23 protein-coding genes, 1 tRNA gene, 3 rRNA genes and 1 pseudogene are annotated in these 26,368 nt (G+C 44.8%); 16 read left to right on the top strand and 12 right to left on the bottom strand.

Annotation, left to right across the window (positions count from 1 at the left end):
* Window positions 1-20: 20 nt before the first annotated feature.
* The 3 genes from Q7674_RS21625 to Q7674_RS21615 form a co-directional block, all read right to left on the bottom strand.
* Window positions 21-794 carry a DeoR/GlpR family DNA-binding transcription regulator gene (locus Q7674_RS21625; RefSeq protein WP_008988334.1) on the bottom strand — a complete coding sequence of 258 codons (774 nt, stop codon included), beginning with the start codon at window positions 792-794 and terminating at the stop codon, window positions 21-23.
* A 237-nt stretch (window positions 795-1,031) separates the two neighbouring features.
* On the bottom strand, window positions 1,032-1,298 hold the full coding sequence (locus tag Q7674_RS21620) for a YihD family protein (protein ID WP_008988347.1): 267 nt from the start codon (window positions 1,296-1,298) through the stop codon (window positions 1,032-1,034).
* A gap of 174 nt (window positions 1,299-1,472) precedes the next feature.
* Window positions 1,473-1,673 (bottom strand): hypothetical protein, encoded by a 201-nt coding sequence (locus tag Q7674_RS21615; RefSeq protein WP_023934013.1) that lies wholly within the window; start codon window positions 1,671-1,673, stop codon window positions 1,473-1,475.
* Window positions 1,674-2,020: 347 nt separating this feature from the next.
* Between Q7674_RS21615 and Q7674_RS21610 the strand changes: the two genes are divergently transcribed.
* Window positions 2,021-2,701: a FadR/GntR family transcriptional regulator gene (locus Q7674_RS21610; protein WP_045064181.1), complete on the top strand. Its 681-nt coding sequence runs from the start codon at window positions 2,021-2,023 to the stop codon at window positions 2,699-2,701.
* Window positions 2,702-2,864: 163 nt separating this feature from the next.
* The gene (trhA, locus tag Q7674_RS21605; RefSeq protein WP_045064179.1) at window positions 2,865-3,527 is read left to right on the top strand and encodes a PAQR family membrane homeostasis protein TrhA; all 663 of its coding nucleotides are present in this window, start codon (window positions 2,865-2,867) and stop codon (window positions 3,525-3,527) included.
* Between the two features lie 62 nt (window positions 3,528-3,589).
* On the opposite strand, the gene Q7674_RS21600 is transcribed toward trhA, so the two are convergent.
* From Q7674_RS21600 to def, 5 genes and pseudogenes are all read right to left on the bottom strand, one after another.
* Window positions 3,590-5,035, bottom strand: a complete 1,446-nt coding sequence (locus tag Q7674_RS21600) for a TrkH family potassium uptake protein (protein ID WP_305423337.1) — start codon at window positions 5,033-5,035, stop codon at window positions 3,590-3,592.
* Window positions 5,036-5,040: 5 nt separating this feature from the next.
* Window positions 5,041-6,417 (bottom strand): Trk system potassium transporter TrkA, encoded by a 1,377-nt coding sequence (gene trkA / locus Q7674_RS21595; RefSeq protein WP_008988352.1) that lies wholly within the window; start codon window positions 6,415-6,417, stop codon window positions 5,041-5,043.
* Window positions 6,418-6,540: 123 nt separating this feature from the next.
* On the bottom strand, window positions 6,541-7,821 hold the full coding sequence (rsmB, locus tag Q7674_RS21590; RefSeq protein WP_045064178.1) for a 16S rRNA (cytosine(967)-C(5))-methyltransferase RsmB: 1,281 nt from the start codon (window positions 7,819-7,821) through the stop codon (window positions 6,541-6,543).
* 90 nt (window positions 7,822-7,911) lie between these two features.
* A pseudogene (fmt, locus tag Q7674_RS21585) lies at window positions 7,912-8,856 on the bottom strand (methionyl-tRNA formyltransferase).
* Between the two features lie 16 nt (window positions 8,857-8,872).
* Window positions 8,873-9,382, bottom strand: coding sequence for a peptide deformylase (def, locus tag Q7674_RS21580; protein WP_023934022.1), 510 nt, complete (start codon window positions 9,380-9,382; stop codon window positions 8,873-8,875).
* 357 nt (window positions 9,383-9,739) lie between these two features.
* On the opposite strand from def, the gene Q7674_RS21575 reads away from it, so the two are divergent.
* The 4 genes from Q7674_RS21575 to Q7674_RS21560 all read left to right on the top strand — a co-directional run bounded on the left by Q7674_RS21575 (window position 9,740) and on the right by Q7674_RS21560 (window position 13,024).
* Window positions 9,740-10,801: a LysM peptidoglycan-binding domain-containing protein gene (locus Q7674_RS21575; RefSeq protein WP_008988356.1), complete on the top strand. Its 1,062-nt coding sequence runs from the start codon at window positions 9,740-9,742 to the stop codon at window positions 10,799-10,801.
* A 6-nt stretch (window positions 10,802-10,807) separates the two neighbouring features.
* The gene (gene dprA / locus Q7674_RS21570; RefSeq protein ID WP_023934024.1) at window positions 10,808-11,911 is read left to right on the top strand and encodes a DNA-processing protein DprA; all 1,104 of its coding nucleotides are present in this window, start codon (window positions 10,808-10,810) and stop codon (window positions 11,909-11,911) included.
* Window positions 11,908-12,384 (top strand): DUF494 family protein, encoded by a 477-nt coding sequence (locus Q7674_RS21565; RefSeq protein WP_043129116.1) that lies wholly within the window; start codon window positions 11,908-11,910, stop codon window positions 12,382-12,384. Before dprA ends, Q7674_RS21565 begins: the two co-directional genes overlap by 4 nt.
* Window positions 12,385-12,448: 64 nt before the next feature.
* Complete coding sequence (locus Q7674_RS21560; protein ID WP_023934028.1) at window positions 12,449-13,024, top strand: DNA topoisomerase family protein; 576 nt, start codon at window positions 12,449-12,451, stop codon at window positions 13,022-13,024.
* Window positions 13,025-13,079: 55 nt separating this feature from the next.
* Here Q7674_RS21560 and Q7674_RS21555 read toward each other — a convergent pair whose 3' ends face one another.
* Window positions 13,080-14,198 (bottom strand): 5-(carboxyamino)imidazole ribonucleotide synthase, encoded by a 1,119-nt coding sequence (locus Q7674_RS21555; RefSeq protein WP_023934030.1) that lies wholly within the window; start codon window positions 14,196-14,198, stop codon window positions 13,080-13,082.
* Window positions 14,198-14,641, bottom strand: a complete 444-nt coding sequence (gene purE, locus Q7674_RS21550; RefSeq protein WP_305423331.1) for a 5-(carboxyamino)imidazole ribonucleotide mutase — start codon at window positions 14,639-14,641, stop codon at window positions 14,198-14,200. Before purE ends, Q7674_RS21555 begins: the two co-directional genes overlap by 1 nt.
* Before the next feature lie 239 nt (window positions 14,642-14,880).
* On the opposite strand from purE, the gene tsaC reads away from it, so the two are divergent.
* The 4 genes from tsaC (at window position 14,881) to Q7674_RS21530 (ending at window position 17,505) form a co-directional block, all read left to right on the top strand.
* The gene (gene tsaC / locus Q7674_RS21545; protein WP_045064174.1) at window positions 14,881-15,438 is read left to right on the top strand and encodes an L-threonylcarbamoyladenylate synthase type 1 TsaC; all 558 of its coding nucleotides are present in this window, start codon (window positions 14,881-14,883) and stop codon (window positions 15,436-15,438) included.
* A 5-nt stretch (window positions 15,439-15,443) separates the two neighbouring features.
* Window positions 15,444-16,352, top strand: a complete 909-nt coding sequence (hemF, locus tag Q7674_RS21540; RefSeq protein ID WP_045064172.1) for an oxygen-dependent coproporphyrinogen oxidase — start codon at window positions 15,444-15,446, stop codon at window positions 16,350-16,352.
* 62 nt (window positions 16,353-16,414) lie between these two features.
* Window positions 16,415-17,236 carry a shikimate dehydrogenase gene (gene aroE / locus Q7674_RS21535; RefSeq protein ID WP_045064171.1) on the top strand — a complete coding sequence of 274 codons (822 nt, stop codon included), beginning with the start codon at window positions 16,415-16,417 and terminating at the stop codon, window positions 17,234-17,236.
* A gap of 5 nt (window positions 17,237-17,241) precedes the next feature.
* Window positions 17,242-17,505, top strand: a complete 264-nt coding sequence (locus Q7674_RS21530) for a DUF1488 family protein (protein ID WP_305423328.1) — start codon at window positions 17,242-17,244, stop codon at window positions 17,503-17,505.
* A 53-nt stretch (window positions 17,506-17,558) separates the two neighbouring features.
* On the opposite strand, the gene Q7674_RS21525 is transcribed toward Q7674_RS21530, so the two are convergent.
* On the bottom strand, window positions 17,559-18,107 hold the full coding sequence (locus Q7674_RS21525) for a gamma carbonic anhydrase family protein (RefSeq protein ID WP_023934037.1): 549 nt from the start codon (window positions 18,105-18,107) through the stop codon (window positions 17,559-17,561).
* 392 nt (window positions 18,108-18,499) lie between these two features.
* Here Q7674_RS21525 and Q7674_RS21520 point away from each other — a divergent pair.
* The 5 genes from Q7674_RS21520 (at window position 18,500) to Q7674_RS21500 (ending at window position 25,214) form a co-directional block, all read left to right on the top strand.
* Window positions 18,500-20,046 (top strand): 16S ribosomal RNA (locus Q7674_RS21520).
* Window positions 20,047-20,364: 318 nt separating this feature from the next.
* Window positions 20,365-23,256: ribosomal RNA gene (locus Q7674_RS21515) — 23S ribosomal RNA — on the top strand.
* An 85-nt stretch (window positions 23,257-23,341) separates the two neighbouring features.
* Window positions 23,342-23,457 (top strand): 5S ribosomal RNA (rrf, locus tag Q7674_RS21510).
* Together the 16S, 23S and 5S rRNA genes with 1 tRNA gene alongside form the textbook arrangement of a ribosomal RNA operon.
* A 65-nt stretch (window positions 23,458-23,522) precedes the next feature.
* Window positions 23,523-23,599 (top strand) — tRNA-Asp (locus tag Q7674_RS21505).
* Between the two features lie 283 nt (window positions 23,600-23,882).
* A complete protein-coding gene (locus Q7674_RS21500; protein WP_045066500.1) occupies window positions 23,883-25,214 on the top strand; it encodes an IS4 family transposase in 1,332 nt (443 codons plus the stop codon).
* Window positions 25,215-25,254: 40 nt separating this feature from the next.
* Here Q7674_RS21500 and crcB read toward each other — a convergent pair whose 3' ends face one another.
* On the bottom strand, window positions 25,255-25,638 hold the full coding sequence (gene crcB, locus Q7674_RS21495) for a fluoride efflux transporter CrcB (RefSeq protein ID WP_008986017.1): 384 nt from the start codon (window positions 25,636-25,638) through the stop codon (window positions 25,255-25,257).
* 205 nt (window positions 25,639-25,843) lie between these two features.
* On the opposite strand from crcB, the gene Q7674_RS21490 reads away from it, so the two are divergent.
* The gene (locus Q7674_RS21490) at window positions 25,844-26,266 is read left to right on the top strand and encodes a universal stress protein (protein ID WP_023931265.1); all 423 of its coding nucleotides are present in this window, start codon (window positions 25,844-25,846) and stop codon (window positions 26,264-26,266) included.
* Window positions 26,267-26,368: the final 102 nt, after the last annotated feature.

Below are 26,368 nucleotides of genomic sequence, written 5' to 3'. Positions count from 1 at the left end.
GGTCTATCCTTTACTACTTGTTATCGTTCACAACAGGCACGGATCACTCGTACACCTTGTTGCTCAATTGCTGTTGTATCTTCATCACTCATGCCGTCATCAGTGATAAGAGTACTTACTCCTTGCCATGCCAGCTCTAAATTAGGAATTTTTCGTCCAATCTTGCATGACTCAATCATCACCACGACTTCTCGCGATACCTCAGCCATCACACGGCTTAATCCTGTTAGCTCATTGAAGGTCGTAGTACCACGAGCAATATCAATACCATCCGCGCCAATAAAGAGCTGATCAAAATCGTAAGATCGCAGTACTGATTCTGCGACTTTACCTTGGAAAGATTCAGAATGGGGATCCCATGTACCGCCAGTCATCAACAGCGTAGGTTCGTTCTCTAATGCATTTAATGCGTTCGCTACTTGCAAAGAGTTCGTCATAACCACTAGCCCTTGCTTAGTGCCTAGCAAATTAATTAATGCTGCTGTTGTACTACCACAATCAACAATGATGCGATTGTGATCGCGAATAAGCTCAGAAGCCGCTAATGCGATCGCTTGCTTTCGTTCTGAAACTTTTTCAGCAGAATCAGTAGAGACAATTTCACTTGGCATTGAAATCGCGCCACCATAACGACGTAGCAATAAACCAGAGCTTTCTAATGCCGCGAGATCTTTACGGATAGTAACTTCGGAAGTAGAAAAGTGGCTAGCCAATACATCAACACTGACTTCACCTTCAGCACTGACCATCGCCGCAATGGCGTGGCGACGTTGCTGAGTATTACGCTTAGACATAAGTTTTGAAATGATACTTTAAGTTTCGATTTGAAACTTAGTATAACTTTTTAAAATGTAATCGATCAATGATAAATATGCACAAATGGCATAATTTTTATCTAAAAATAACTATAAAGCCTAATAAAGGCAGAAGGATATAGGGTGAATCTCGTGATTGAGGATATTGGACACAAAAAAAGCCAGTGTGAAAACTGGCTTTTTGAATACTGGGTAATTTGTACGATAATTGTCGGGTTACTTAATGATACCGCGAGCACGTAAGATTGCTGTTTTGAAGTCATCTTCGCAATCTTTTGCAATACCTGGGATCATCGCGTCTTTATCACTGTTACGCATTTTTAGGTGATAAATCAGTACATCATCAGTAAGTGATTCTAAAGGACCGTCGTATTGGGCTTCTTTGGCAAGTTTTAGAATAAATTCAACCAAGTTTAGATCGGGATCTTTTTGCCACTCAGGGTGAATAAGTTCGATGAGCTCATTAACGCGATGCGTTTTCATAGTTACTCCGTGTTTCGGGCTGAGTAATCGTTACACGATTTAATTGTCATAATTTTAATAGGGATAAACTATAACAAAGTCGGTAGGGATACAATCTGTTGTTATGCTTAGCAATGACAAAAGAAAGTAAAAAAAAGCAGCGGAGGCTGCTTTATAGAAATGATTTATTTATGATCACGCCGTCTTTTTAGCGAGTGGTGATGTCAGAGTTTGTTCGTCAAACTGCTCGCGTTTTAATGCGATATCGTTATTGGTTAACGAAATTTCAGTAACGGCTGCTTTTTTCGTTTTAAAATGTGGCGCATGCGCGGTTGTTCGGTAACGAGAAGGACTACGATGGGTACTTGCATACCTGACGGGAGATGCTGGTCGCATAAATCACCTATTGTCAGGCTCATCCTTGGCCGGAAGTTGTAAGCTGATAACTGAAGGGAACATTCCCTACTGGGTTTACCCCATCCATCAGAATATCGCTTGGCTATTAATCAATTTGTGCTGAGAATAGCAATAGCGATTTCAAAAGTCGAGCAAAAAGTAGCCAGTAAAATGCTAATATTGAAGCGTTGAGACGGATGAATCAGCACAACGCAAAAAAATAGCTGTATAAAGCTACTTAGCTCGATGTATTCACATTTGTTTATGTTGTAATACGCCGTTTGTGTTACACAGTCCATATTGTATGGAACATCCATATTATAAAAGAAAGCCTTGGGAGAGGATGTATGGAGCAGGAGCAGCGACGTATTGTTGCCAACCGAAACTTATCTTATCGATTAGCCGAATCTATCGGTCGTCGTATTTTGGCGGGCGAAACGGCACCAGGTGATATTTTGCCGGGTGAAGTCGAATTAGGTGAAATGTATGGTGTAAGCCGTACAGCTGTTCGTGAGGCAATCAAAATGTTGGCTGCCAAGGGAATGGTATTGCCACGTCCGCGCATTGGTACGCGCGTGATGCCAAAAAAGAACTGGAATTACTTAGATCAAGATTTATTAGCTTGGTTAGATTTCGATGCTGATTCTGAGTTACTGACAGAATATCAGCAAGCACGTTTGATGTTAGAGCCAGAAGCGGCCGCATTAGCGGCAATTCATGCAACTGATGAAGAACGTCGAGAGTTGCAAGAGTTACTAGCAGAAATGCACCAAATGGGTGAAAACTTCGATCAAGAACATTGGATTGAAGTGGATACGCGATTCCACCAGTTGATCTATTTTGCTTCTGGTAATCACTTTATCAGTCCATTTGGTAACTTATTTAAAGCAGTGTTTGAAAATTACTTCCGTGTCGTAACACGTAAGCGCATTTTAAAACTTGATGCTCACCAGCAGATTGTCGATAGCATTATTGCCCGCGATCCTGATGCTGCACGCCAAGCCACATTATCCTTATTAAATAAGTGATCAGAGAAACGGAGCTAAATGCTCCGTTTTTTATTGCTTACAACTTTTACTATCGGAAATACAAATATCACACATCCTCTCTTGCTAATTTTCAGCTTACAAGTGTAAGCTGAGTGAATAATTACAAAGTCATGATGTCATGTCGGGTAGAGGAAGAAGAACAATGGGTAAAGCAGTCGCAACCGAATCGGGGTATTCAGTTGCAGAAGAAGCAGCAAACAGTATTAGTCATGGTATTGGCTTACTGTTTGGTTTGTTTGGTTTATATCTCTTGCTAGAGAAAGCATTTGCGCTGAATGCCGATACGTTAAGCATTGTGAGTTATACCGTCTATGCCGTGAGTATGATACTGCTCTATCTGGCATCAACCTTATATCACTCCGTGTCTTCGCCGAAAGCCAAGCGTGCATTGAAGACCTTTGATCACTGTGCGATTTATTTATTGATTGCAGGTACTTATACCCCTTTCTTATTGATTGCTTTACGCACTCCTTTAGCTATCGGTTTGATGACGGTGATTTGGGCTCTGGCTTTGATCGGGATTATTGCCAAAATTGCTTTTGTATATCGGTTTAAAAAGCTCTCTTTGATCACCTATCTCACCATGGGGTGGTTATCGCTGATTGTGATCTATCAGTTAGCAATTTCGCTCTCTACAGGTGGTTTGGTGCTGCTGGCATTAGGTGGTGTTATCTACTCACTTGGGGTGATTTTTTACGTTAATAAACGCATTCCCTACAATCATGCGATTTGGCATTTGTTTGTATTAGGTGGCTCGATTTGCCATTTCTGCGCGATTTATTTTTACGTTAATCCAGTGTCGTGATTTAAATATTTAAGATAAAAAAAGAGAGCGCACTGCGCTCTCTTTTGTTTTTATACTTTCAATTAATCTCGCCAGAACGCCGGAGAAAACACTACTAATACAGTTAGGATCTCCAAACGCCCCATCAACATTCCTAAGCTTAATGTCCACTTAGACAGATCTGGTAGGCTGGCAAAGTTACCAGTAGGACCAATGATGTCACCCATACCCGGACCAACGTTCGCCACAGCTGTCACAGCACCAGTAATACTGGTGATCGGATCAAGTCCTTGCAGACCAAGTACTGCCGCAATAAAGATGATCGTCATTATAAACGTCAGTACTAAAGCGACCACTGAGCGGACAATTTCTTCTGTCACTGGACGCCCATTGTAACGCTGGATAAACAGCGCTGATGGGTGGATAGATTGCATGATTTGCTTACGTAATAAGGCAAAAGCGATCTGGAAACGGAAGATTTTAATACCGCCACTGGTTGAGCCTGAACATGCACCCACTAATAGCGTGAAAGCAAAAATAATGCTCGGCAGTGGTCCCCATGCAGTGAAATCACCTAAGCCAAACCCTGTGGTTGTTACAACAGAAATAATGTTGAAAAACGACAAACGTAGCGCATCCATCATTGAATAATCTTTATTGAAGATCAAGCAGGCTGCCACAATCAAACTCGCGACGGTTACAAACAAGGCATAGCCTTTTACCTGTGCATCGCCAAATAAGGTTTTGGGATGACGCTTTTTCAACGCTTGGACGAACAGCAAAAATGGCAAACCACCTGCAAACATAAAGACAGTAGCAACCCACTGTGCGCTGTGCGAGAAGTGATTCATTGAGCCGTCTGAGGTTGAATATCCACTGGTCGAAATGGTAGTGAAAGCATGGTTAATAGCATCAAAGGTATTCATCCCTGCAAACATAAACGAAATGATACAAAGCAGGGTTAAAGTGAGATAAACATTAACGATATTCTTCGCTACGCTTTTGGTTCGTGGTGAGCTTTTATCTGACCAATCTGAAGATTCAGTTTGGAACAGACGCATACCACCGACGTTCAGCATCGGTAGAATAGCTACTGCCATCACGATGAATCCCACCCCGCCTAACCACTGTAAGGTTGAACGCCACAGCAAAATACTGGGTGCCATATCATCTAAACCACTTAACACTGTAGAGCCTGTGGTGGTGATCCCTGACATGGTCTCAAAGTAGGCATCAGTGAAGCTAATGTGGTTGATAAATACAAATGGTAAAGCGGCAAAGGCACTAGCAACGGTCCAAACCAAGGTAGTGATCAAAAACATATCACGCACACTGAGTTTGAATTCAGGAGTCTTGCCTAAGGTTAAAAATAAAAAGGCCACAGAGTGGGTGATCAATACCGCGGTAGCGAAATCAATAAACCCTTCTGTACCTGTAAAAAAGGCGACTAATGTCGGCACGTACATGAACAGGGCTAGCTTAGATAGCACTAACCCTAGAACAAACAGTATGGGACGATAATTAACCATGATAATTACAAGAAGAAAGGACTTGGTTGGAATAAGCGTTCAACATCAGGGATGTACTTCTTATCAACAAGGAACATCACCACGTGATCGTTTTGTTCAATCACAGTACGGTCATGGGCGATCAAAACCTCTTCGCCACGAACGACTGCACCAATGGTGGTACCCGGTGGCAGCTTGATATCGCTGATTGCACGGCCAACGACTTTCGATGTGGTTGAATCACCGTGAGCAATGGCTTCAATGGCTTCTGCCGCACCGCGACGTAGTGACGATACGTTAACGATATCGGCTTTACGCACATGGGTTAACAGCGCTGAAATGGTTGCTTGTTGTGGCGAGATCGCAATATCAATAGTGCCACCTTGCACTAAATCGACGTAAGCACCGCGCTGGATCAACACCATTACTTTTTTCGCGCCCATGCGTTTGGCTAGCATCGCCGACATGATATTGGCTTCATCATCGTTGGTGACGGCGATGAAGACATCGATCTGCTCGATATGCTCTTCACTCAACAGCTCTTGATCGGATGCATCACCACAGAAAACGATGGTGTTTTGCAGCATTTCAGACAAGTTCTCAGCACGTTCCTGATTTCTTTCAATCAGTTTAATGCTGTAGTTTTGCTCTAAACGGCGCGCTAAACCAGCACCAACGTTACCACCACCGACAATCATCAAGCGTTTGTAAGGTTTCTCTAAGCGCTGGAGCTCACTCATGACTGAGCGAATATGATTACTGGCAGCGACAAAGAACACTTCATCATCGGCTTCAATAATCGTAGTACCCTGTGGGCGGATAGGCTTACCTTGACGGAAAATAGCTGCAACACGAGTATCAATGTGTGGCATGTGCTCACGCAGTGCAGAGAGTGCGTTACCGACCAGTGGACCACCGTAGTAGGCTTTTACCGCAACCAGACCGACTTTGTCTTCAGCAAAACTGACGACTTGTAATGCGCCCGGGTACTCGATCAGTTTTTCAATGTAATCGGTCACCAACTCTTCTGGTGCGATCAAGTGATCGACAGGAACAGCATCGGATTGGAATAACTGCTCTTTTTCTCGCAAATATTCCGGAGAGCGGATACGTGCAACACGGTTAGGTGTATTAAACAAAGAAAACGCAATTTGACATGCGATCATGTTAGTTTCGTCGGAGTTCGTGACAGATACTAACATATCGGCGTCTTGTGCTCCTGCTTCACGCAAGGTGCGAGGGTGACTAGCAAAACCTTGTACAACACGAAGATCGTATTTGTCTTGCAGCTCACGTAGACGCTCGGGATCCTTATCAACGATAGTGATATCGTTATTCTCACCAACCAAGTTTTCAGCAAGAGTACCGCCAACTTGTCCGGCACCGAGAATAATAATTTTCATAGTCTATGCCTGATGTAATGCCTGTAGAGTTCCGTGTTTGAATAACAACGTTCTGATCGGCGTTATAAAGTACGAAAAAGCGGAATCTTGTCGCCAAGTTCCGCTTTTATTAAAAAAGAGTGCTTACTCTGCTTTTGTCAGTACTGCGTAATAAAAACCATCCATTGCTTCTTCTCCGGGCAGAATTTGACGACCTGGTTTCGCAGGATCGCTGCCAATTAATGTCGCATCTGACGTTCGTGCTAAGAAAGCTTTTACCTGATCGCAGTTTTCTTGTGGCGTAATAGAGCAAGTAGCGTAAACCAACGTACCACCCGGTTTTAATTGCAGCCACATTGCATCAAAGATTTCTGCCTGAAGTGTTGCCAGTGCCGCAATATCTTCACCGCGACGTAGCCATTTGATATCTGGGTGACGGCGAATAACGCCTGTCGCTGAACATGGTGCATCCAGCAAAATACGATCGAATTTATCGCCCTTCCACCATTGCTCTGGGTAGCGAGCATCAGCACACAGTACTGTCGCATCAAGGTTTAAACGCGCTAGGTTTTCATGCACACGCTTAAGACGGTTTTCATCGCAATCAATGGCTACCACTTTAGTTGATGGCACATGCTCCATAATGTGAGCTGTTTTACCACCAGGGGCTGCACAGCAATCAAGGATTAACTCACCTGCTTGTGGCTGTAAGTAATCCACAGCCAATTGTGCCGCGGCATCTTGTACCGATACCCAACCATCACTAAAACCTGGTAGTTTGGTCACATCGCAAGGTGATAGCAAACGTAGTGCATCAGCCGCTTGTGAGTGTAATTCTGTCGCAATACCTTCGGCATCGAGTAGTGCACGGTAAGCATCACGAGTATTGTGCTGGCGGTTTACACGTAGCCACATTGGCGCTTTGGTGTTGTTGGCTTCACAAATCGCTTCAAATTGCTCAGGGTAGCTTTCTTTTAACAGTTTCAGCAGCCAACTTGGGTGACCCAATTTACCTGCGTCATGGCTGATCGCCTTGGTATCGAGCTCTTCTTGCTGACGCTGATAATTACGTAATATCGCATTAATAAGACCACGAAGTTGTGGCTTTTTAAGTGTTTTCGTCGCATTTACCGTTTCAGCAACGGCCGCGTGAGCGGGAATACGCATGTAACCTAACTGGTACAAACCCACTAAAATAAGGTGGTGGAAAACACGTTGCTTACCTTTTAACGGCTTATCCATTAACGCTTGAGTGATGGACTCTAAACGTGGAAGCCAGCGAAGAACGCCATAGCAGATCTCTTGCAATAAAGCGTGGTCACGCTCTCTGATATCTTGTTGCGCAGCGGGAAGCGCGGCGGATAATGACTGCCCTTGATCGACGACCTGATAAATAACTTTGGCCGCGGTGGCTCTTACATTCATAGCTGTTTCCTGAACACGCCGTTAGTGCTGGCGATAACAATGTTGGAACTTAAAAAAGAAAAGCCAGTGACTGAACACTGGCATTGGTGTTTATAGCTGAGTGCCAGGTTCGAACCATTCTCGACGCGAGTTTAGTAAATCCGCCGCTGACATGGCTTTTTTGCCTGGAGGTTGAAGCGAAATAAGGCGAAGTGCGCCATTACCTGTCGCCACCAAGATACCTTGTTTATCCGCAGATAAAATTGTACCTGGCGCTTTACCTTGGTTATCGGCTTCTACCGCTGTTTGCCATACTTTGACGTTTTGCTCTGTCACGGTGAAGTAACTCATTTACCATGGGTTAAATGCACGCACGCAACGCTCAATCGCAGCTGCATTCATTGTCCAGTCAATCAACGCTTCTTCTTTACTTAGCTTTTTGGCGTAGTTTGCTTGCTCATCGTCTTGTTTAACTGCCACGGCTGTGCCATCAGCAATATCAGATAAACAATCAATGAGTGCATCTGGGCCAAGATCAGCCAGCTTTTCATACATGGTTGCACTGGTATCTGTCGCTTCAATTGGCAAAGTTGCCACTTTTAGCATGTCGCCAGTATCAAGGCCGATGTCCATCTGCATGATGGTCACACCTGTTTCGGTGTCACCAGCCCAAATAGAGCGTTGGATAGGTGCCGCACCACGCCAGCGAGGCAGAATAGAACCGTGTACGTTAATACAACCTAAACGCGGTGTATCTAACACTTCTTGTGGCAATAATAGACCATAAGCTACAACTACCATGATGTCTGCATCAATTGCTGCTAGCTCTTGTTGTGCTTCTTCATTGCGAAGTGAAACAGGCTGGTAAACCGGAATATCATTTTCAAGTGCAATGGCTTTTACAGGGCTTGCCGTTAGCTTTTTACCACGGCCTGCTGGGCGATCCGGTTGAGTGTAAACAGCAACAACGTCGTGCTGTGAAGACAACAACGCCGCCAAGTGACGGGCGGCGAAGTCAGGAGTACCGGCAAAAACGATGCGTAATGGTTTGCTCAAGGTAACCTCTAAATAATTAGTTTTTTTCGTTATGGCGTTTAATTTTTTCTAGTTTTTGTTTGATACGCTGACGCTTTAGCGGTGACAAGTAGTCCACAAATAACTTACCAGCTAGGTGATCTAATTCATGTTGAATACAAATAGCCAGTAGCTCGTCTGCATCAAAGCTGATGGTATCACCGTTACGATCCAAGGCGGTTACGCTCACTTCTGCTGCGCGTGGGACTAATGCACGTGCGCCAGGAACAGAAAGACATCCTTCTTCAATCCCATCTTCACCACGTTTTTCAGTGATTTCTGGGTTGATCAGTACCATAGGTTGATCGCGCGTTTCAGAAGTATCAATCACCACAATACGTTGGTGAATATCGACTTGAGTTGCCGCAAGACCAATGCCTTCTTCGTCGTACATGGTTTCCAACATATCATCGATAATTGTTTGGATTTCAGGTGTTATTGCCTCAACAGGCTTTGCGACAGTACGTAGGCGCTCGTCCGGAAAGGTTAAAACTTGTAATACAGACATAAGGACTCGAATTCGTTAACGGTAACTAAAAATAAATCGCTGTTGGTCTAATTCTAGTCATTTTACAGATCAAATAACAGTACCGAATTTTTTGCTGTGGGCTAGGAATAAGGAAATGAAAAGCAGCATGGCACTATTTTATGATGAAAGGGATTAGTGTTAGCCGTTAGCAAACTTGACGTTATTGAGCTGCAACAGTTTTCTATAAATAGTGACGTGAACCGAAAAGCGCTTTTTGCTCATCGTTAAACAGTCGACATATCAACAAGCTAATGCCAGTCTGAGACGATAAACGTATTTTATTTGTTGTAAGGCGGAGCCTTACGATTCGGTTGTGTTATCCAAGGAAGCGATCTCATGAAGCAATTGGGCATTATTCTTAGCTTTATGCTTTTTATCCCCTCTCTGTTTGCTGCGCCATCCCCATTACTTAAAAAAGATATACCAGAAGTCTACATCGTCAAGAAAGGTGATACGTTATGGGATATTTCTGGAGTATTTCTCGAAAATCCATGGTCATGGCCACAATTATGGGAAAAGAATAGCTACATTAAAAACCCTCACCTTATTTACCCTGGTGATCGCCTCCACCTTATCTGGGTTAATGGACAGCCAAAACTGAGTTTGAAAAAGCATGTAAAACTCTCGCCAAAAGCGCGAGTTATCCGTGATCCTATTACGACACTACCGGGATACTTAATGCTGGAGTACGTGGCTGAAAATAAATTGATCAGCCAAGAATCTGCTAAATCTCAGCCTCAGGTGTTAGGCGCTAGTGATGAGCGTGGTTATCTTTCTGTCGGTGATATTGTATGGGCTGATCAACCGTTAGCACCAACTACCCAATGGCGTGTTTACCGTATTGAAGAAACTTTTGAGCGTGACGATGCAGCAACGGAAACGCAACCTGCGGTTGAAGCGAAAGTGATGACGCTAAAAGAAATTGCGGATTTAACTGTAACAGCAGCAGATGAAACAACGAGCCAATTGCGTGTAGATACTTACCGTCAAGAAATCAGTCAAAACGACATATTGTTACCTCTACTTGTGAGTGGTGAGCCTAATTTATCGTTCTCACCCTCAACGCCGCCAGAATCTATGACAGCCAACGTGATTGGTCAACTAGAAGGGCGCAGTTATATCTCTAGTTTTGATGTTGTAGTGCTAGATCGTGGTCATTTAGATGGTGTGGAGTCGGGCTACGTATTTGATCTGTTTAAACCTGGCGCCAAAGTGCAAGGCAAAAAAGGCAGTTACCATTACAAAGATAATCCGTTTGCTGGCTCAACTCAGTTAGGTGAAGTGTCTGTTGGTAAACTAATGGTATTGCGTCCTTATGAGCGTTTTAGTTTAGCGGTGGTGATGCAAAGTTTAGAGCCGTTTAAACCGGGGGTTATCGCGGTTCCACCAACGCGATAAGTATTGATGACTAACGCACTCTACCCTTGGTTAGTGCTAGCGATGACTCCAACATTAGGGGGTCATCGTATTAATAAATTATTAAGTAAAATTTCTGCTGCTGACTGTGTAGCACTGCCGTTTGAACAATTACGCCAGTTAGGGCTAAGTGAACAACAAGCCACTGCTATAGTGTCACCAGATCAGCGTCGAATTGATCAAGTTTTGGCTTGGCATGAACGACCATTTCAGCAAATACTGACATTCGATTCCCCTCACTATCCTTATTTACTCAAACAAATCTCGTCACCGCCTCCCTTGTTGTTTATTCGAGGAGATGCTTCCTATTTATCTAAGCCGCAAATTGCGATTATAGGAAGTCGTTCGGCATCCATTGATGGCAGAGAAGCGGCCTTTAATTTTGGTTATGCGTTAGGACAAGCAGAATACGTGGTGACCAGCGGTTTAGCTTTAGGAATAGATGGCCAAGCCCATTTAGGGGCATTGAAATCTGGTGGTGCCACCATTGCCGTGCTGGGCTCTGGTTTAGATCAGGTATATCCAGCCCGGCATCGAAAGTTAGCCAATGATATTGTCGAGCAAGGGGCGTTGGTATCAGAATTCTGGCCTGATGAAAAACCAAGACCACAAAATTTTCCTCGACGAAATAGAGTGATCAGTGGCTTATCGACCGGCGTATTAGTCGTAGAGGCAGCTGAAAAAAGTGGTTCACTCATCACTGCACGTTACGCGCTAGAGCAAGGGCGTGAAGTGTTTGCCATCCCTGGCTCTATCTATAACACGCAAAGTAAGGGCTGTAATGCCTTGATAAAATCCGGTGCTACACTGGTAGAAAGTCCCCTCGATATTTTTAATGAAGTAGGAACCCTTACTGAGTGCGCAATAAATAATCAAATAGGCTTGCCTTTGCCACAACCTGAAAATGAAGAATTGCCATTTCCAGCGCTGTTGGCTAACGTAGGCACCGAAGCAACACCCGTAGATGTAGTTGCTGAACGCTGTGAACAGCCTGTCCACGAAATATTAACCCAGCTGTTAGAGTTGGAGTTACTTGGTTTGGTCAGTGCAGTGCCAGGTGGTTATATCAGAACGAGGAGGAGCGAGTCATGATGGACATTCTTATGTACCTGTTTGAGACTTACATCCAAAGTGATGCTGAGTTGATGTTTGATCAAGATGAACTTTCCGAAGAGTTAATTCGTGCAGGGTTCCATCAAGATGATATTTATAAAGCTCTTAGTTGGTTAGAACAACTGGCAGCGCTGCAAGAAACTGAGCATACCCCTTATGTGAATAACTGTGCAGCAACATCGATGCGTGTTTATACCGAGCAAGAGATGATCCGCATGGATGTGACTTGCCGTGGCTTCTTGATGTATCTTGAGCAAATCCATGTATTGAGTTCTGATACACGTGAAATGGTGATCGATCGTATTATGGAGCTCGATACCAATGAGTTTTCGTTAGATGATCTGAAATGGATCATCTTAATGGTACTCTTTAATGCGCCGGGCAATGAAACGGCGTATAGCCAAATGGAAGAGCTGCTATATGGTGCGGATGAAGAAGGCACTATTCATTAAACGCAGCGGGCCATTGAGTGGCCCGTTATTGTATCTGCGATTTTTTTCTTGTTGAGCACACCCAATGAAAACCAATAACACGCCTTTATTTTCAGCCCATGAACAAGCGTTAGCACACTCGCCTTGTCCACAGTGTGGTAGTGAGCTTGTGATGCGCTTTGGTAAGCGTGGTCCGTTTCTTGGCTGTGATCACTACCCAACGTGTGATTACATTCAGCCATTAAATCACAATGATGGTCATGTGGTGAAAGAGTTAGATATGCCTTGCCCTGAATGTGAAAGCCCGTTGGTTTTACGTCAAGGTCGTTATGGGATGTTTATTGGTTGTTCGGCATACCCTGCTTGTCATTATTTGGCATCAACGGAAAAGAAAGCGGAGAATACGGATGTTGAATGTCCTGAATGTCACAAAGGCCATTTAACGGAGCGAAAATCCCGTTATGGCAAAGTATTCTATGCCTGTGATCAGTATCCAAGTTGTCGTTTTGCGGTGAATAACAAACCTGTTGTTGGGACTTGCCAGCAATGTGGCTTTGGTTTGTTAATTGAAAAGAAATTAGCTAGCGGTGTGAAGCTGCAATGTGCTGATAGAAAATGCCATGCTTACCAAGAGCTTGAAAGCTTAGATAAAACAGAATAAAAAACAAAGCCTGCATAGATTGCAGGCTTTTTTGTCGGTTTTTATATAGGTGTATTTAGCGAGGTAGCGCTGGGAAATCGTTCTCATCGAGTAAGCTCGATAACATGATCAAACGGTACTGCAGTTGCTCTGGGGTATCAGCACACACGTTAATGTGCCCCATTTTACGGCCTGCTCGTTTTTCTTTGCCGTACCAATGAACATGGCAACCTTCTTGGGCATAAACTGCATCTGGCACGCTGTCTAACCCTAAGATATTGATCATCGCACTTGGTCGAGTTAATTGCGTGTTGCCAAGTGGAAAGTCACATACCGCACGTAAATGGTTTTCAAATTGGCAGGTTTCAGCTCCTTGTTGTGTCCAGTGGCCTGAGTTATGAACCCGTGGTGCAATTTCGTTTACCAATAACTCACCATTAAGATCAAAAAACTCGATAGCTAACACGCCAACATAATCAAGGCTATTTGCTACGGCACGGAACATGTCATCGGCTTGTGCTTGCAGCGGTGAGTCACCCACAATTGCGGTAGATAGGCTTAATACGCCATCAGTGTGAATATTCTCTGTTAAGTTAAATACTTGAATATCACCGCTACGATTGCGGGCACCAATCAATGAGACTTCACGTTGAAAAGGAATGAATTGCTCTGCCACAATCGCTTGATTAGCAGAATCGGCAATACATTGCGCCATTTCAGGCCAGATCGCATCAATTTGTGTGCTTTCTTTTAAGCGCCACTGCCCTTTACCGTCATAACCACCTAAGGCACTTTTTAGCACCAGCGGTAAGCCGATCTTTTCAATCGCTGTTAACAGATCAGCACGCTCACGGATCACATGGTAGTTAGCATTTCGCACGCCTGCGTTATCCAGTAACGCTTTTTCAAGTCGGCGATCGCCACCTGCTTTAATTGCATCAGGCGTTGGGAAGAATTTTCCTCTAGCGGCGCAACTATCTAAAATATCGTGAGGAATGTGTTCAAATTCAGCGGTGATGGCATCAACTTCATTAATGGCTTGAGCTAAAGAGTCCGCCATAACCTGTAGGGTTAGTGGGTGAACCACCTTATCGCTACCCACATCATAGGCAATCACATTGATGTTAAGCGGTGCGCCAGCCAGTGCCATCATACGGGCTAGTTGACCTGCTCCAAGGACGAGCACGTTATTCATTATGCGTCCTCAGCTGGATTTGGATTACTCAGTACGGTTTCTGTTTGCTCTTTACGAAAAGCATCAATGGCAGCAAGTACTTGCTCATCTTGCGTACCGATAATTTGTGCGGCTAATAGGCCAGCATTGGCAGCACCTGCATCACCAATCGCCAATGTACCTACTGCAATCCCCTTTGGCATTTGAACAATCGAAAGCAGTGAGTCCATACCTTTTAGGGCGCGAGATTGTACTGGTACACCTAATACAGGTACGCTAGTAAAAGCAGCTGTCATACCAGGTAAGTGAGCCGCGCCGCCAGCACCTGCGATGATCACTTTAATACCACGCTCTTGTGCACTTTCTGCGTATTCAGCCAGTAAATGTGGGGTGCGGTGAGCTGAAACGACCTTTGTCTCATAAGGAACATTGAAACGATCAAGCATCTCAGCGGCATGTTGCATGGTTTACCAGTCAGATTTTGAACCCATGATAATTCCAACTTTCATCTCATTCTCCTTCAGGTCATAACTTAACATCGTGTTGATGTCGGCATTATACGGTGATTTATCGCAAAGGAAAACGTTTGCGTCATGAATATTGACTGTCTTATAACCTAGCATGGAGTTGTGACTAAGGAGTAGGTAGAATGATTTTGAGAAAGTAAAACAACAATGTTAGCCCAAGAAGAAACGAGGATACTGTGGAGAATTTTGCTCAAGTTGTCGCGGCCTTAAAACAAGGTGAAGTGATTGGTTACCCAACCGAAGCGGTGTTTGGTGTTGGCTGTGATCCTGATAATCAACAAGCGGTCGAAAAACTATTAGAAATTAAACAGCGCCCAGTTGAAAAAGGGCTAATTTTGATCGCAGCTAATTATGAGCAGTTATTGCCATACATTGATGAAAGCCAATTAACGGTAGAGCAAAAAGCGACAGTGATGGCAACGTGGCCTGGTCCTGTAACATGGGTTATGCCAACTAAAGCGAATGTACCTGCTTTTTTAACGGGTCAGTTTACGACTATTGCGGTACGTGTGAGCGATCATCCATTAGTACAACGCCTATGTTTAGAATTTGGTAAGCCAATTACCTCAACTAGCGCTAACCTAACAGGACAAGAGCCGGGTCGAACTGCACAAGAAGTCGAGCAACAACTGGGTCATTGTCTAGCAGCGATCCTTCAAGGAGAAACGGGAGGACGTACCAATCCTTCTGAGATCCGTGATGCACGCAATGGCAATATCTTCCGTCAGGGGTAAATAGTATGGATAACCAAGTCGACAAACATGCGGTGAAATCCTTCTTGTTGGATTTACAAGATCGCATTTGCCAAGCATTAGAACAGCAAGAAACCACAGTATCATTTGAGCAAGACCAATGGCAACGTGAAGAAGGTGGTGGCGGTCGTAGCCGTGTATTACGTAGCGGTGAGATCTTCGAGCAAGCAGGTGTGAACTTCTCTCATGTTTACGGTGCTGAAATGCCAGCTTCTGCTACCGCGCATCGACCTGAACTTGCAGGCCGCCGCTTTGAAGCTATGGGCGTATCCTTGGTTATCCACCCTCGCAATCCTTATGTACCTACCTCTCATGCCAATGTCCGTTTCTTCATCGCAGAAAAAGACGGCGAAGCACCTGTGTGGTGGTTTGGGGGTGGATTTGATCTCACCCCTTTTTACCCATTCGAAGAAGATTGCCAACATTGGCATGATACTGCGAAACAACTTTGTGCCCCGTTTGGTGATAATGTGTATTCAGAGCACAAAGCGTGGTGTGATCAATACTTCTTCCTACCGCATCGAAATGAAACGCGTGGTGTGGGTGGTTTGTTCTTTGATGATCTCAATCAGTGGGGATTTGAAAAGAGCTTTGCTTACATGCAAGCGGTAGGCAATGGCTACATTGATGCTTACATGCCAATTGTAAAACAGCGTTATCACTTGCCTTATGGCGAACGTGAGCGAGAGTTTCAGTTATATCGTCGTGGACGTTATGTTGAGTTTAATTTGGTTTACGATCGTGGCACCTTATTTGGCCTACAAAGTGGTGGACGAACAGAATCGATTTTAATGTCGATGCCGCCATTAGCACGCTGGGAATACTGTTATGAGCCAGAGCCAAACTCAGCAGAAGCCCGTTTGTATCAAGATTTCTTACAGCCGCGTGAGTGGTGAACAATCATTTAGCTCAGATCACGGAGTGATAGAGCCTGCTTATATAAAGAGAGAATTCGTATATGGATAAGTACGTCGTATTTGGTAACCCGATCGGACAAAGTAAATCTCCGTTCATTCATACCTTGTTTGCCCGTCAAACGAGCCAGCAGATGACATACACCAGCCAACTAGTAGCGCTTGATGGTTTCGTACAAGCGGCAGATGCATTTTTTAATGATGGTGGTAAAGGTTGTAACATCACGGTGCCATTTAAAGAGCAAGCTTATCAATATGCGACCACCCTGACAGAACGTGCTCGTTTAGCTGGTGCTGTTAACACGCTTAAGAAACTAGATGATGGTGGCGTGTTAGGTGATAACACCGATGGTGAAGGTTTGGTGCAAGATCTCATCAATCAGCATGTCGAATTAAAAGAGCAACGCATCTTATTATTAGGTGCAGGTGGCGCAGCCCGTGGTGTGATATTGCCACTATTAGCACAGCAGCCTAAGCAACTTGTGATCGCTAACCGTACCTTGAGTAAAGCGCAACAATTAGCAGAGTTATTTTCATCTGACGGCAATGTAGCGGCATTAGAGCAAGCTGAACTTGAAGATCAAACCTTTGATGTGATCATCAATTCAACCTCAGCCAGTCTTTCCGGGGATGTACCTGCAATACCATCAACAGTGATTGGTGCGAATACTACTTGCTATGACATGGTGTATGGCTCAGCGATCACTTCTTTTAATCGTTGGGCGAAAGAGCATGGCGCAATTAAAACACTAGATGGGCTAGGTATGCTCGTTGGACAAGCGGCAGAAAGCTTTATGTTATGGCGTGGACTTCGCCCTGGCGCAAAACAAGTACAGCGCGAATTACGCCGAACCTTACAAGAGTAAAAGTAATGAACCAAGATATTCTATTTTCAGATATTCAAGCATGGGATGCTGTTCGCCAAGCGGTTAACTTTCCCGCCCAGCAAGCCTTTGCATTAATTACCTGCTGGGTAAGCCTTGAATGGTTACAAGTACGCAGTGATAAATCGTTACAAGATGAAGCGGACATTTTAGCGCAGTTCTCAGCTTACCGTTTCGATCTTGAAGAGTTAGCTGAAGAAATGATTGAAGATGAATGTTTTGATGATAACGGTGATGTCGTTATTGGCTAAGTCACTCAAATAATTATCGAGAAGCCTTATCGTTAGATAAGGCTTCTTTTTATTTACAATGGCAGTTCTTCGCAAAGGTACTCATTTTTGAGTCGCACATAGTTATCTGCTGATTGCGACAAAAAGGTTTTCTCTTTATCCGTTAAAGGGCGAGCTTGTTTGGCAGGGCTGCCGACATAAAGAAAACCAGCGGCTAGGCGTTTATTGGGGGGGACTAAACTGCCAGCACCAACGATCACATCATCTTCTATGACTGCACCATCTAAAATAATCGCTCCCATACCCACTAATACTCGATGACCTACTTGGCAGCCATGTAGCATCGCTTTATGTCCAACTGTCACATCATCACCAATAATAAGCGGAAAGCCATTGGGGTGATCATCACTGACACGGCTAACGTGTAGCACGCTACCATCTTGGATATTAGTGCGTTTACCAATAGTAATGTAATTAACATCACCACGCGCAGCGACTAAAGGCCAAATACTGGCATCATCAGCTAAGCGAACGTCACCAATAATCACGCTAGAAGGGTCAATAAAGACATTATTACCTACTGTTGGATAAATCGTTTTATAAGAGCGTAAAGGGCTTGGCATAACTATACCTATAATAATGCGTATTTATTGAACTAGATTAGCGAATATGGTGGGTGAATTATAGTCAAAGCGAGGTGCTTTGATCGTTATTTGCTCGAGTGATTAAATATGTCAGAAATATTTCAATTTAGCCCTTGCTAATGTGATCGAACTCTCTATAATGCGACCTCACTGACACGGAGTGAGCCACTGGCTAGCAACGAAATCAGTATTGTTCTTTAACAATTTGACCATGCAATCTGTGTGGGCACTCGTTGAATGATTAGTCAAAAAGATTTATCAATGATACTAGTGACCAATTTGATACTTCGGTATCAGCACAGTCAATTCATTCATCATTTTATGATGAATTAACAGTATTCATTGAGCTTGTCGAAAGACCAACAAAACTTTAATTGAAGAGTTTGATCATGGCTCAGATTGAACGCTGGCGGCAGGCCTAACACATGCAAGTCGAGCGGCAGCGACTTAACTGAACCTTCGGGGAACGTTAAGGGCGGCGAGCGGCGGACGGGTGAGTAATGCCTGGGAATATGCCCTGATGTGGGGGATAACTATTGGAAACGATAGCTAATACCGCATAATCTCTTCGGAGCAAAGAGGGGACCTTCGGGCCTCTCGCGTCAGGATTAGCCCAGGTGGGATTAGCTTGTTGGTGAGGTAATGGCTCACCAAGGCAACGATCCCTAGCTGGTCTGAGAGGATGATCAGCCACACTGGAACTGAGACACGGTCCAGACTCCTACGGGAGGCAGCAGTGGGGAATATTGCACAATGGGGAAACCCTGATGCAGCCATGCCGCGTGTATGAAGAAGGCCTTCGGGTTGTAAAGTACTTTCAGTAGGGAGGAAGGCAGTGTCGTTAATAGCGGCATTGTTTGACGTTACCTACAGAAGAAGCACCGGCTAACTCCGTGCCAGCAGCCGCGGTAATACGGAGGGTGCGAGCGTTAATCGGAATTACTGGGCGTAAAGCGCATGCAGGCGGTCTGTTAAGCAAGATGTGAAAGCCCGGGGCTCAACCTCGGAACAGCATTTTGAACTGGCAGACTAGAGTCTTGTAGAGGGGGGTAGAATTTCAGGTGTAGCGGTGAAATGCGTAGAGATCTGAAGGAATACAGGTGGCGAAGGCGGCCCCTGGACAAAGACTGACGCTCAGATGCGAAAGCGTGGGGAGCAAACAGGATTAGATACCCTGGTAGTCCACGCCGTAAACGATGTCTACTTGGAGGTTGTGGCCTTGAGCCGTGGCTTTCGGAGCTAACGCGTTAAGTAGACCGCCTGGGGAGTACGGTCGCAAGATTAAAACTCAAATGAATTGACGGGGGCCCGCACAAGCGGTGGAGCATGTGGTTTAATTCGATGCAACGCGAAGAACCTTACCTACTCTTGACATCCAGAGAACTTAGCAGAGATGCTTTGGTGCCTTCGGGAGCTCTGAGACAGGTGCTGCATGGCTGTCGTCAGCTCGTGTTGTGAAATGTTGGGTTAAGTCCCGCAACGAGCGCAACCCTTATCCTTGTTTGCCAGCACTTCGGGTGGGAACTCCAGGGAGACTGCTGGTGATAAACCGGAGGAAGGTGGGGACGACGTCAAGTCATCATGGCCCTTACGAGTAGGGCTACACACGTGCTACAATGGCGTATACAGAGGGCTGCCAACTCGCGAGAGTGAGCGAATCCCAGAAAGTACGTCGTAGTCCGGATTGAGTCTGCAACTCGACTCCATGAAGTCGGAATCGCTAGTAATCGTGAATCAGAATGTCACGGTGAATACGTTCCCGGGCCTTGTACACACCGCCCGTCACACCATGGGAGTGGGCTGCACCAGAAGTAGATAGCTTAACCTTCGGAGGGCGTTTACCACGGTGTGGTTCATGACTGGGGTGAAGTCGTAACAAGGTAGCCCTAGGGGAACCTGGGGCTGGATCACCTCCTTACCTAAAGACTTAACTGTTTAAATGCAGTGTCCACACAGATTGCTTGGTGAAATGGTTTTAGAAAAATAGCGAAAGTGCTAATGAATAACATTTGTTATTGATTAACGCTTTTGCGTTAATGCTCTTTAACAATCTGGAAAGCTGACTAGTAAATTCAATCGATAGATTGATTTATAGTTTTCATCGAAAGATGAAAACGAGTTCTCAAAACAATACACATTCAAGTGTCTTGTATCGAGTCCGGCGAAAAACCAACGTCTCCTTATCAGAGACATAAACCTTGGTTGTTTGAACATACGAAACCTCTTGGGGTTGTATGGTTAAGTGACTAAGCGTACACGGTGGATGCCTTGGCAGTCAGAGGCGATGAAGGACGTATTAACTTGCGATAAGCCCAGAGAAGGTAGTAAAAACCTGTGACTCTGGGATTTCCGAATGGGGAAACCCACGTGCATAAGCACGTATCGTGTTGTGAATACATAGCAGCACGAGGCGAACCGGGGGAACTGAAACATCTAAGTACCCCGAGGAAGAGAAATCAACCGAGATTCCGGTAGTAGCGGCGAGCGAAACCGGATTAGCCCTTAAGCTAGTTTTGCGTTAGGTGAAAGTTCTGGAAAGTTCTGCGATACAGGGTGATAGCCCCGTAACCGACAACGCATTATCAGTGAAAACGAGTAGGACGGGACACGTGTTATCTTGTCTGAATATGGGGGGACCATCCTCCAAGGCTAAATACTCCTGACTGACCGATAGTGAACCAGTACCGTGAGGGAAAGGCGAAAAGAACCCCTGTGAGGGGAGTGAAATAGAACCTGAAACCGTGTACGTACAAGCAGTAGGAGCATACTTGTTATGTGACTGCGTACCTTTGTATAATGGGTCAGCGACTTAATTTTAGTAGCAAGGTTAACCGTTTAGGGGAGCCGTAGGGAAACCGAGTCTTAACTGGGCGTCAGAGTTGCTAGGATTAGACCCGAAACCGAGTGATCTAGCCATGGGCAGGTTGAAGGTGAGGTAACACTTACTGGAGGACCGAACCGACTAATGTTGAAAAATTAGCGGATGACTTGTGGCTAGGGGTGAAAGGCCAATCAAACTCGGAGATAGCTGGTTCTCCCCGAAAGCTATTTAGGTAGCGCCTCGGACGAATACTACTGGGGGTAGAGCACTGTTAAGGCTAGGGGGTCATCCCGACTTACCAACCCTTTGCAAACTCCGAATACCAGTAAGTACTATCCGGGAGACACACGGCGGGTGCTAACGTCCGTCGTGAAGAGGGAAACAACCCAGACCGCCAGCTAAGGTCCCAAAGTTATAGCTAAGTGGGAAACGATGTGGGAAGGCTCAGACAGCCAGGATGTTGGCTTAGAAGCAGCCATCATTTAAAGAAAGCGTAATAGCTCACTGGTCGAGTCGGCCTGCGCGGAAGATTTAACGGGGCTAAGCTATACACCGAAGCTGCGGCAATGAAGTTTTACTTCATTGGGTAGGGGAGCGTTCTGTAAGCCGTTGAAGGTGTGCTGTAAGGCATGCTGGAGGTATCAGAAGTGCGAATGCTGACATGAGTAACGATAAAGGGAGTGAAAAACTCCCTCGCCGGAAGATCAAGGGTTCCTGTCCAACGTTAATCGGGGCAGGGTAAGTCGACCCCTAAGGCGAGGCCGAAAGGCGTAGTCGATGGGAAACGGGTTAATATTCCCGTACTTCTTATAATTGCGATGGAGGGACGGAGAAGGCTAGGTGAGCCTGGCGACGGTTGTCCAGGTCCAAGTATGTAGGCTGATGGTTTAGGCAAATCCGGACCATCTTAAGGCTGAGATACGATGTCGAGTCACTACGGTGATGAAGTCATTGATGCCATGCTTCCGGGAAAAGCTTCTAAGCTTCAGATTATAAGGAATCGTACCCCAAACCGACACAGGTGATCAGGTAGAGAATACCAAGGCGCTTGAGAGAACTCGGGTGAAGGAACTAGGCAAAATGGTACCGTAACTTCGGGAGAAGGTACGCTCCTAGCGGTGATGAGACTTGCTCTCTAAGCTGCCGGGAGTCGCAGATACCAGGTGGCTGCAACTGTTTATTAAAAACACAGCACTGTGCAAAATCGAAAGATGACGTATACGGTGTGACGCCTGCCCGGTGCCGGAAGGTTAATTGATGGGGTTAGACTTCGGTCGAAGCTCTTGATCGAAGCCCCGGTAAACGGCGGCCGTAACTATAACGGTCCTAAGGTAGCGAAATTCCTTGTCGGGTAAGTTCCGACCTGCACGAATGGCGTAATGATTACCACGCTGTCTCCACCCGAGACTCAGTGAAATTGAAATCGCAGTGAAGATGCTGCGTCCCCGCGGCTAGACGGAAAGACCCCGTGAACCTTTACTATAGCTTGGCACTGAACATTGACCCTACATGTGTAGGATAGGTGGGAGACTGTGAAATAATCGCGCTAGCGGTTATGGAGTCGTCCTTGAAATACCACCCTTGTATGCTTGATGTTCTAACGTGGGCCCCTTATCGGGGTTACGGACAGTGCCTGGTGGGTAGTTTGACTGGGGCGGTCTCCTCCCAAAGAGTAACGGAGGAGCACGAAGGTGGGCTAATCACGGTCGGACATCGTGAGGTTAGTGCAATGGCATAAGCCCGCTTGACTGCGAGAATGACAATTCGAGCAGGTGCGAAAAGCAGGTCATAGTGATCCGGTGGTTCTGAATGGAAGGGCCATCGCTCAACGGATAAAAGGTACTCCGGGGATAACAGGCTGATACCGCCCAAGAGTTCATATCGACGGCGGTGTTTGGCACCTCGATGTCGGCTCATCACATCCTGGGGCTGAAGTCGGTCCCAAGGGTATGGCTGTTCGCCATTTAAAGTGGTACGCGAGCTGGGTTTAGAACGTCGTGAGACAGTTCGGTCCCTATCTGCCGTGGGCGTTGGATGATTGAGAGGGGCTGCTCCTAGTACGAGAGGACCGGAGTGGACGAACCGCTGGTGTTCGGGTTGTGTCGCCAGACGCATTGCCCGGTAGCTAAGTTCGGAATCGATAACCGCTGAAAGCATCTAAGCGGGAAGCGAGCCTCAAGATGAGTCATCCCTAGACCTTTAAGGTCTCTAAAGGGTTGTTGAAGACTACAACGTTGATAGGTCGGGTGTGTAAGTGCTGCGAGGCATTGAGCTAACCGATACTAATTGCCCGTGAGGCTTAACCATACAACACCCAAGGGGTTTTATACGGACTCCAAGAACACTTGAACGTGTGTTTGAGAATCAGCTTTTCAAGATTGTAACGAATTTGCTTGGCGACCATAGCGTTATGGACCCACCTGATCCCATGCCGAACTCAGTAGTGAAACGTAATAGCGCCGATGGTAGTGTGGGGCCTCCCCATGTGAGAGTAGGACATCGCCAGGCTTTAAATTTAAGATACTTGTTCTGAACGACAGGTATCGGATAAAACGAAAGTTTTATCTCCGTGTGGAGCGGTAGTTCAGTTGGTTAGAATATCGGCCTGTCACGCCGGGGGTCGCGGGTTCGAGTCCCGTCCGCTCCGCCACTTATTAAGAAGCCTCGCTAGAAATAGCGGGGCTTTTTTACATTTATCGATTTAGGTTCTCCGAATTATCTATAAGTATTATTAAGCAGTTCTTTGAGTTTGATATAAATAATGGCATGCCGTGCTATCGGGTTAATTGCTATTTAAGTCTGAATACCTTAGATGTAAGACATAAAAAAACCGCCTAATTGGCTAACACCTATCACTTAAGAAATTGATTGGTTGCACGATCTTTCAGATAGTTAAAAATACCCTCAGTTTTGCAAAACTGGGGGTATTTTTTATGTTGTCACATTGGCTCATTGATGTAGATGCGTTTGCAGCACCAGAATCACTCTCATTATTTCAAAGAGACTTACCTCTTGAGTGGATTCAACAAGCATTAGATGAAACCAATAAGGCCAGTATACGCAGACGAAAATTACCTGCGGAATTGGTTGTTTGGTTAATCGTTGGAATTGGCCTATATCGTAATAGATCGATAACCGATGTCTTGAATAAACTTGATTTGCAATTATCGCGATCACAAGGTGATTCTATTGCACCAAGTGCTATCCCTCAGGCGCGAAAACGATTGACAGCACAGCCTCTAAAAGCACTTTTCTCACTCACTGCCAAATATTGGACGAAAGCCGAAGATAGCGGAGACACATGGAAAGGCTTACGCCTTTTCTCTGTCGATGGAACTCAATTTAGAAGTCATGATACTCCAGAATTAGCGAGTCACTTTCAGTATGTCAAACACGGTAAGATACAGCATACAGAATACCCTATCGTCAGGTTATGTGCTTTATGCTCCCTTCGTAGTCGATTAATACACAACGTAGCATTTGGTCCCAGCAATATTGGTGAAGAGAACTATGCTAAACAGCTTATATCCTCAATAACGCCAGATTCTTTAACTATTTTTGACCGATGTTATCTTGGCGCCGAGTTGATGATTAATTGGCAACGTCAGCATGATTCGAGTCATTGGATGACTCCAATTAAATCAAATACGCGATATACCGTCATTAAGCAGCTTGATGAAGCAGGACGAGATTTGATTGTAGAAATGGATGTATCCAAATATGCAAGAGCTAAAGACCCAAGCCTTCCTGAAAAATGGCAAGCTCGATTAGTGCTTTATCCAGAAAAAACTCAAAAATATCATATCCAAGGGCTTCTTACTTCCTTAGTTGGTGAGCATTATAGCTATCAAGCTTTGCTTGATGTTTATTTCGAACGTTGGGAGATAGAAAACAGTTATGGTGAAATAAAACATGACATGCTTGAAGATGAAATATTATTGCGTAGTCAATCAGTAGAAGGTATTGAGCAAGAAATATGGGGAATATTGATAGCTTATAATCTTGTTCGCTTAGAAATAAGTAGAATAGCGGCAGAAGCGAATGTTTCACCATTACGGATAAGTTTTATGATGGCGTTAAGAGATATTCAAGATGAATTAATGTGGTGTGCCATCGCTTCGCCAGGTTCAATTCCTCAAAAACTGAGAGCAATGAGAAAACAAGTAAAGCGTTACATATTACCTGAAAGAAAAAAACGGCCCAAGCAGAGAGCCGTTCGTATCAATAAAACTCGTTATCCAGTTCGTTCCAAACACCTTAAGTGATAGGTGTTAGCCTAATTGGCGGTTTTTTTATGTCTGTTAGTTAGCTTTTCATCATGATTTGGTAGCCAACATAACACGCGGCGATACTGACAATAACGTTAAGCAAAATGTTTAAACCAGCTTTAAAAAACTCGCCTTGCTGCATAAGTACTACGTTATCCATTGAGAATGTTGAGAACGTAGTTAATGCACCTAGGAAGCCCAAGCCGATGATAGGTCGCCATGGCGCAGCTTCAATCATTCCTTGATTCAGTGCTGACATCAATAACCCCATGATTAAGGAGCCCAGCACGTTTACGGTTAAAGTACCGTATGGGAAGCCACGGCCAAATAGCATTACGCATAGCTCAGAAATTAGGTATCGTGAGCAGGCACCGAATGCACCACCAAGCGCGATGAATCCTAGTAATAAATATTGGCTCATTGGGATCTCGTTTATATTTTCAGGTAATGATAGAAAGCGGTCATGATAATCGCTAGTTAGAAAGGTGAGAACTCTCCAATATTGCAATCATTGATTCAATCGAATATTAATTCGTCAGCCACATCGTTAGTTGTATAGCTACATTTATAGCATCATAATCATAATTATTGAATTTGTAATGAGCCTTGGCTCAAGGAGGCTAGATATGTCGCTTTACCAAACTGTGTTATTAGCGGTTAACCCTGAAGATAAAAATGCGCATAAATTGATGGTAAAAGCTGGCGTTATTGCTGAGCAGAATCACGCTGATTTACATGTTGCTTATGTTGAACCAGGGATTGGCAATGTCAGCTTTATTGATGTTGAAGTTGAATTACAAGAAGAGCACGACACTATTGCCAAAAAGCGTATGAAAGAGTTGTCTGAACTGATTGCTGCTTCTTCTTACAAGGTTAAAGCGATTCATACTGCAGATGGCGATGTCTCTAAACATATTGAAGCCTTAGCCAAGGAGCTTAATGCGAACCTTGTGATCACCGGGTATCACAAATCGACTTTCCACCTCTTTGGTGATTTAAGCGATTCTTTAGCGAATCACCTTAATTGTGATGTATTGATTTCACAGTAATCTTGAGCAATATGCTGAATGTAATAAGAGGCCGTGTTGATACACGGCTTTTTGTTATCTGTCACTTTTCACATTTTTTCTCAGTATAAAGGTTGTTGCGCT

Source organism: Photobacterium leiognathi, from assembly GCF_030685535.1.
GTDB classification, from domain to species: domain Bacteria; phylum Pseudomonadota; class Gammaproteobacteria; order Enterobacterales; family Vibrionaceae; genus Photobacterium; species Photobacterium leiognathi.
The sequence above is the reverse complement of the archived record's forward strand: the minus strand, read 5'-3'. Positions and strand labels throughout refer to the sequence as shown.

Bases quoted from the DNA above. Each gene is read 5' to 3' on its own strand.
- Q7674_RS21625 (WP_008988334.1), bottom strand. From the start codon at position 794: ATGTCTAAGCGTAATACTCAGCAACGTCGCCACGCCATTGCGGCGATG.
- crcB (WP_008986017.1), bottom strand. From the start codon at position 25,638: ATGAGCCAATATTTATTACTAGGATTCATCGCGCTTGGTGGTGCATTC.
- trkA (WP_008988352.1), bottom strand. From the start codon at position 6,417: ATGAAAATTATTATTCTCGGTGCCGGACAAGTTGGCGGTACTCTTGCT.
- Q7674_RS21575 (WP_008988356.1), top strand. From the start codon at position 9,740: ATGAAGCAATTGGGCATTATTCTTAGCTTTATGCTTTTTATCCCCTCT.
- Q7674_RS21610 (WP_045064181.1), top strand. From the start codon at position 2,021: ATGGAGCAGGAGCAGCGACGTATTGTTGCCAACCGAAACTTATCTTAT.
- trhA (WP_045064179.1), top strand. From the start codon at position 2,865: ATGGGTAAAGCAGTCGCAACCGAATCGGGGTATTCAGTTGCAGAAGAA.
- Q7674_RS21615 (WP_023934013.1), bottom strand. From the start codon at position 1,673: ATGCGACCAGCATCTCCCGTCAGGTATGCAAGTACCCATCGTAGTCCT.
- Q7674_RS21530 (WP_305423328.1), top strand. From the start codon at position 17,242: ATGAACCAAGATATTCTATTTTCAGATATTCAAGCATGGGATGCTGTT.
- aroE (WP_045064171.1), top strand. From the start codon at position 16,415: ATGGATAAGTACGTCGTATTTGGTAACCCGATCGGACAAAGTAAATCT.
- Q7674_RS21490 (WP_023931265.1), top strand. From the start codon at position 25,844: ATGTCGCTTTACCAAACTGTGTTATTAGCGGTTAACCCTGAAGATAAA.
- hemF (WP_045064172.1), top strand. From the start codon at position 15,444: ATGGATAACCAAGTCGACAAACATGCGGTGAAATCCTTCTTGTTGGAT.
- Q7674_RS21555 (WP_023934030.1), bottom strand. From the start codon at position 14,198: ATGAATAACGTGCTCGTCCTTGGAGCAGGTCAACTAGCCCGTATGATG.
- Q7674_RS21620 (WP_008988347.1), bottom strand. From the start codon at position 1,298: ATGAAAACGCATCGCGTTAATGAGCTCATCGAACTTATTCACCCTGAG.
- Q7674_RS21560 (WP_023934028.1), top strand. From the start codon at position 12,449: ATGAAAACCAATAACACGCCTTTATTTTCAGCCCATGAACAAGCGTTA.
- Q7674_RS21525 (WP_023934037.1), bottom strand. From the start codon at position 18,107: ATGCCAAGCCCTTTACGCTCTTATAAAACGATTTATCCAACAGTAGGT.
- Q7674_RS21600 (WP_305423337.1), bottom strand. From the start codon at position 5,035: ATGGTTAATTATCGTCCCATACTGTTTGTTCTAGGGTTAGTGCTATCT.
- Q7674_RS21500 (WP_045066500.1), top strand. From the start codon at position 23,883: ATGTTGTCACATTGGCTCATTGATGTAGATGCGTTTGCAGCACCAGAA.
- dprA (WP_023934024.1), top strand. From the start codon at position 10,808: ATGACTAACGCACTCTACCCTTGGTTAGTGCTAGCGATGACTCCAACA.
- purE (WP_305423331.1), bottom strand. From the start codon at position 14,641: ATGCAACATGCCGCTGAGATGCTTGATCGTTTCAATGTTCCTTATGAG.
- rsmB (WP_045064178.1), bottom strand. From the start codon at position 7,821: ATGAATGTAAGAGCCACCGCGGCCAAAGTTATTTATCAGGTCGTCGAT.
- Q7674_RS21565 (WP_043129116.1), top strand. From the start codon at position 11,908: ATGATGGACATTCTTATGTACCTGTTTGAGACTTACATCCAAAGTGAT.
- def (WP_023934022.1), bottom strand. From the start codon at position 9,382: ATGTCTGTATTACAAGTTTTAACCTTTCCGGACGAGCGCCTACGTACT.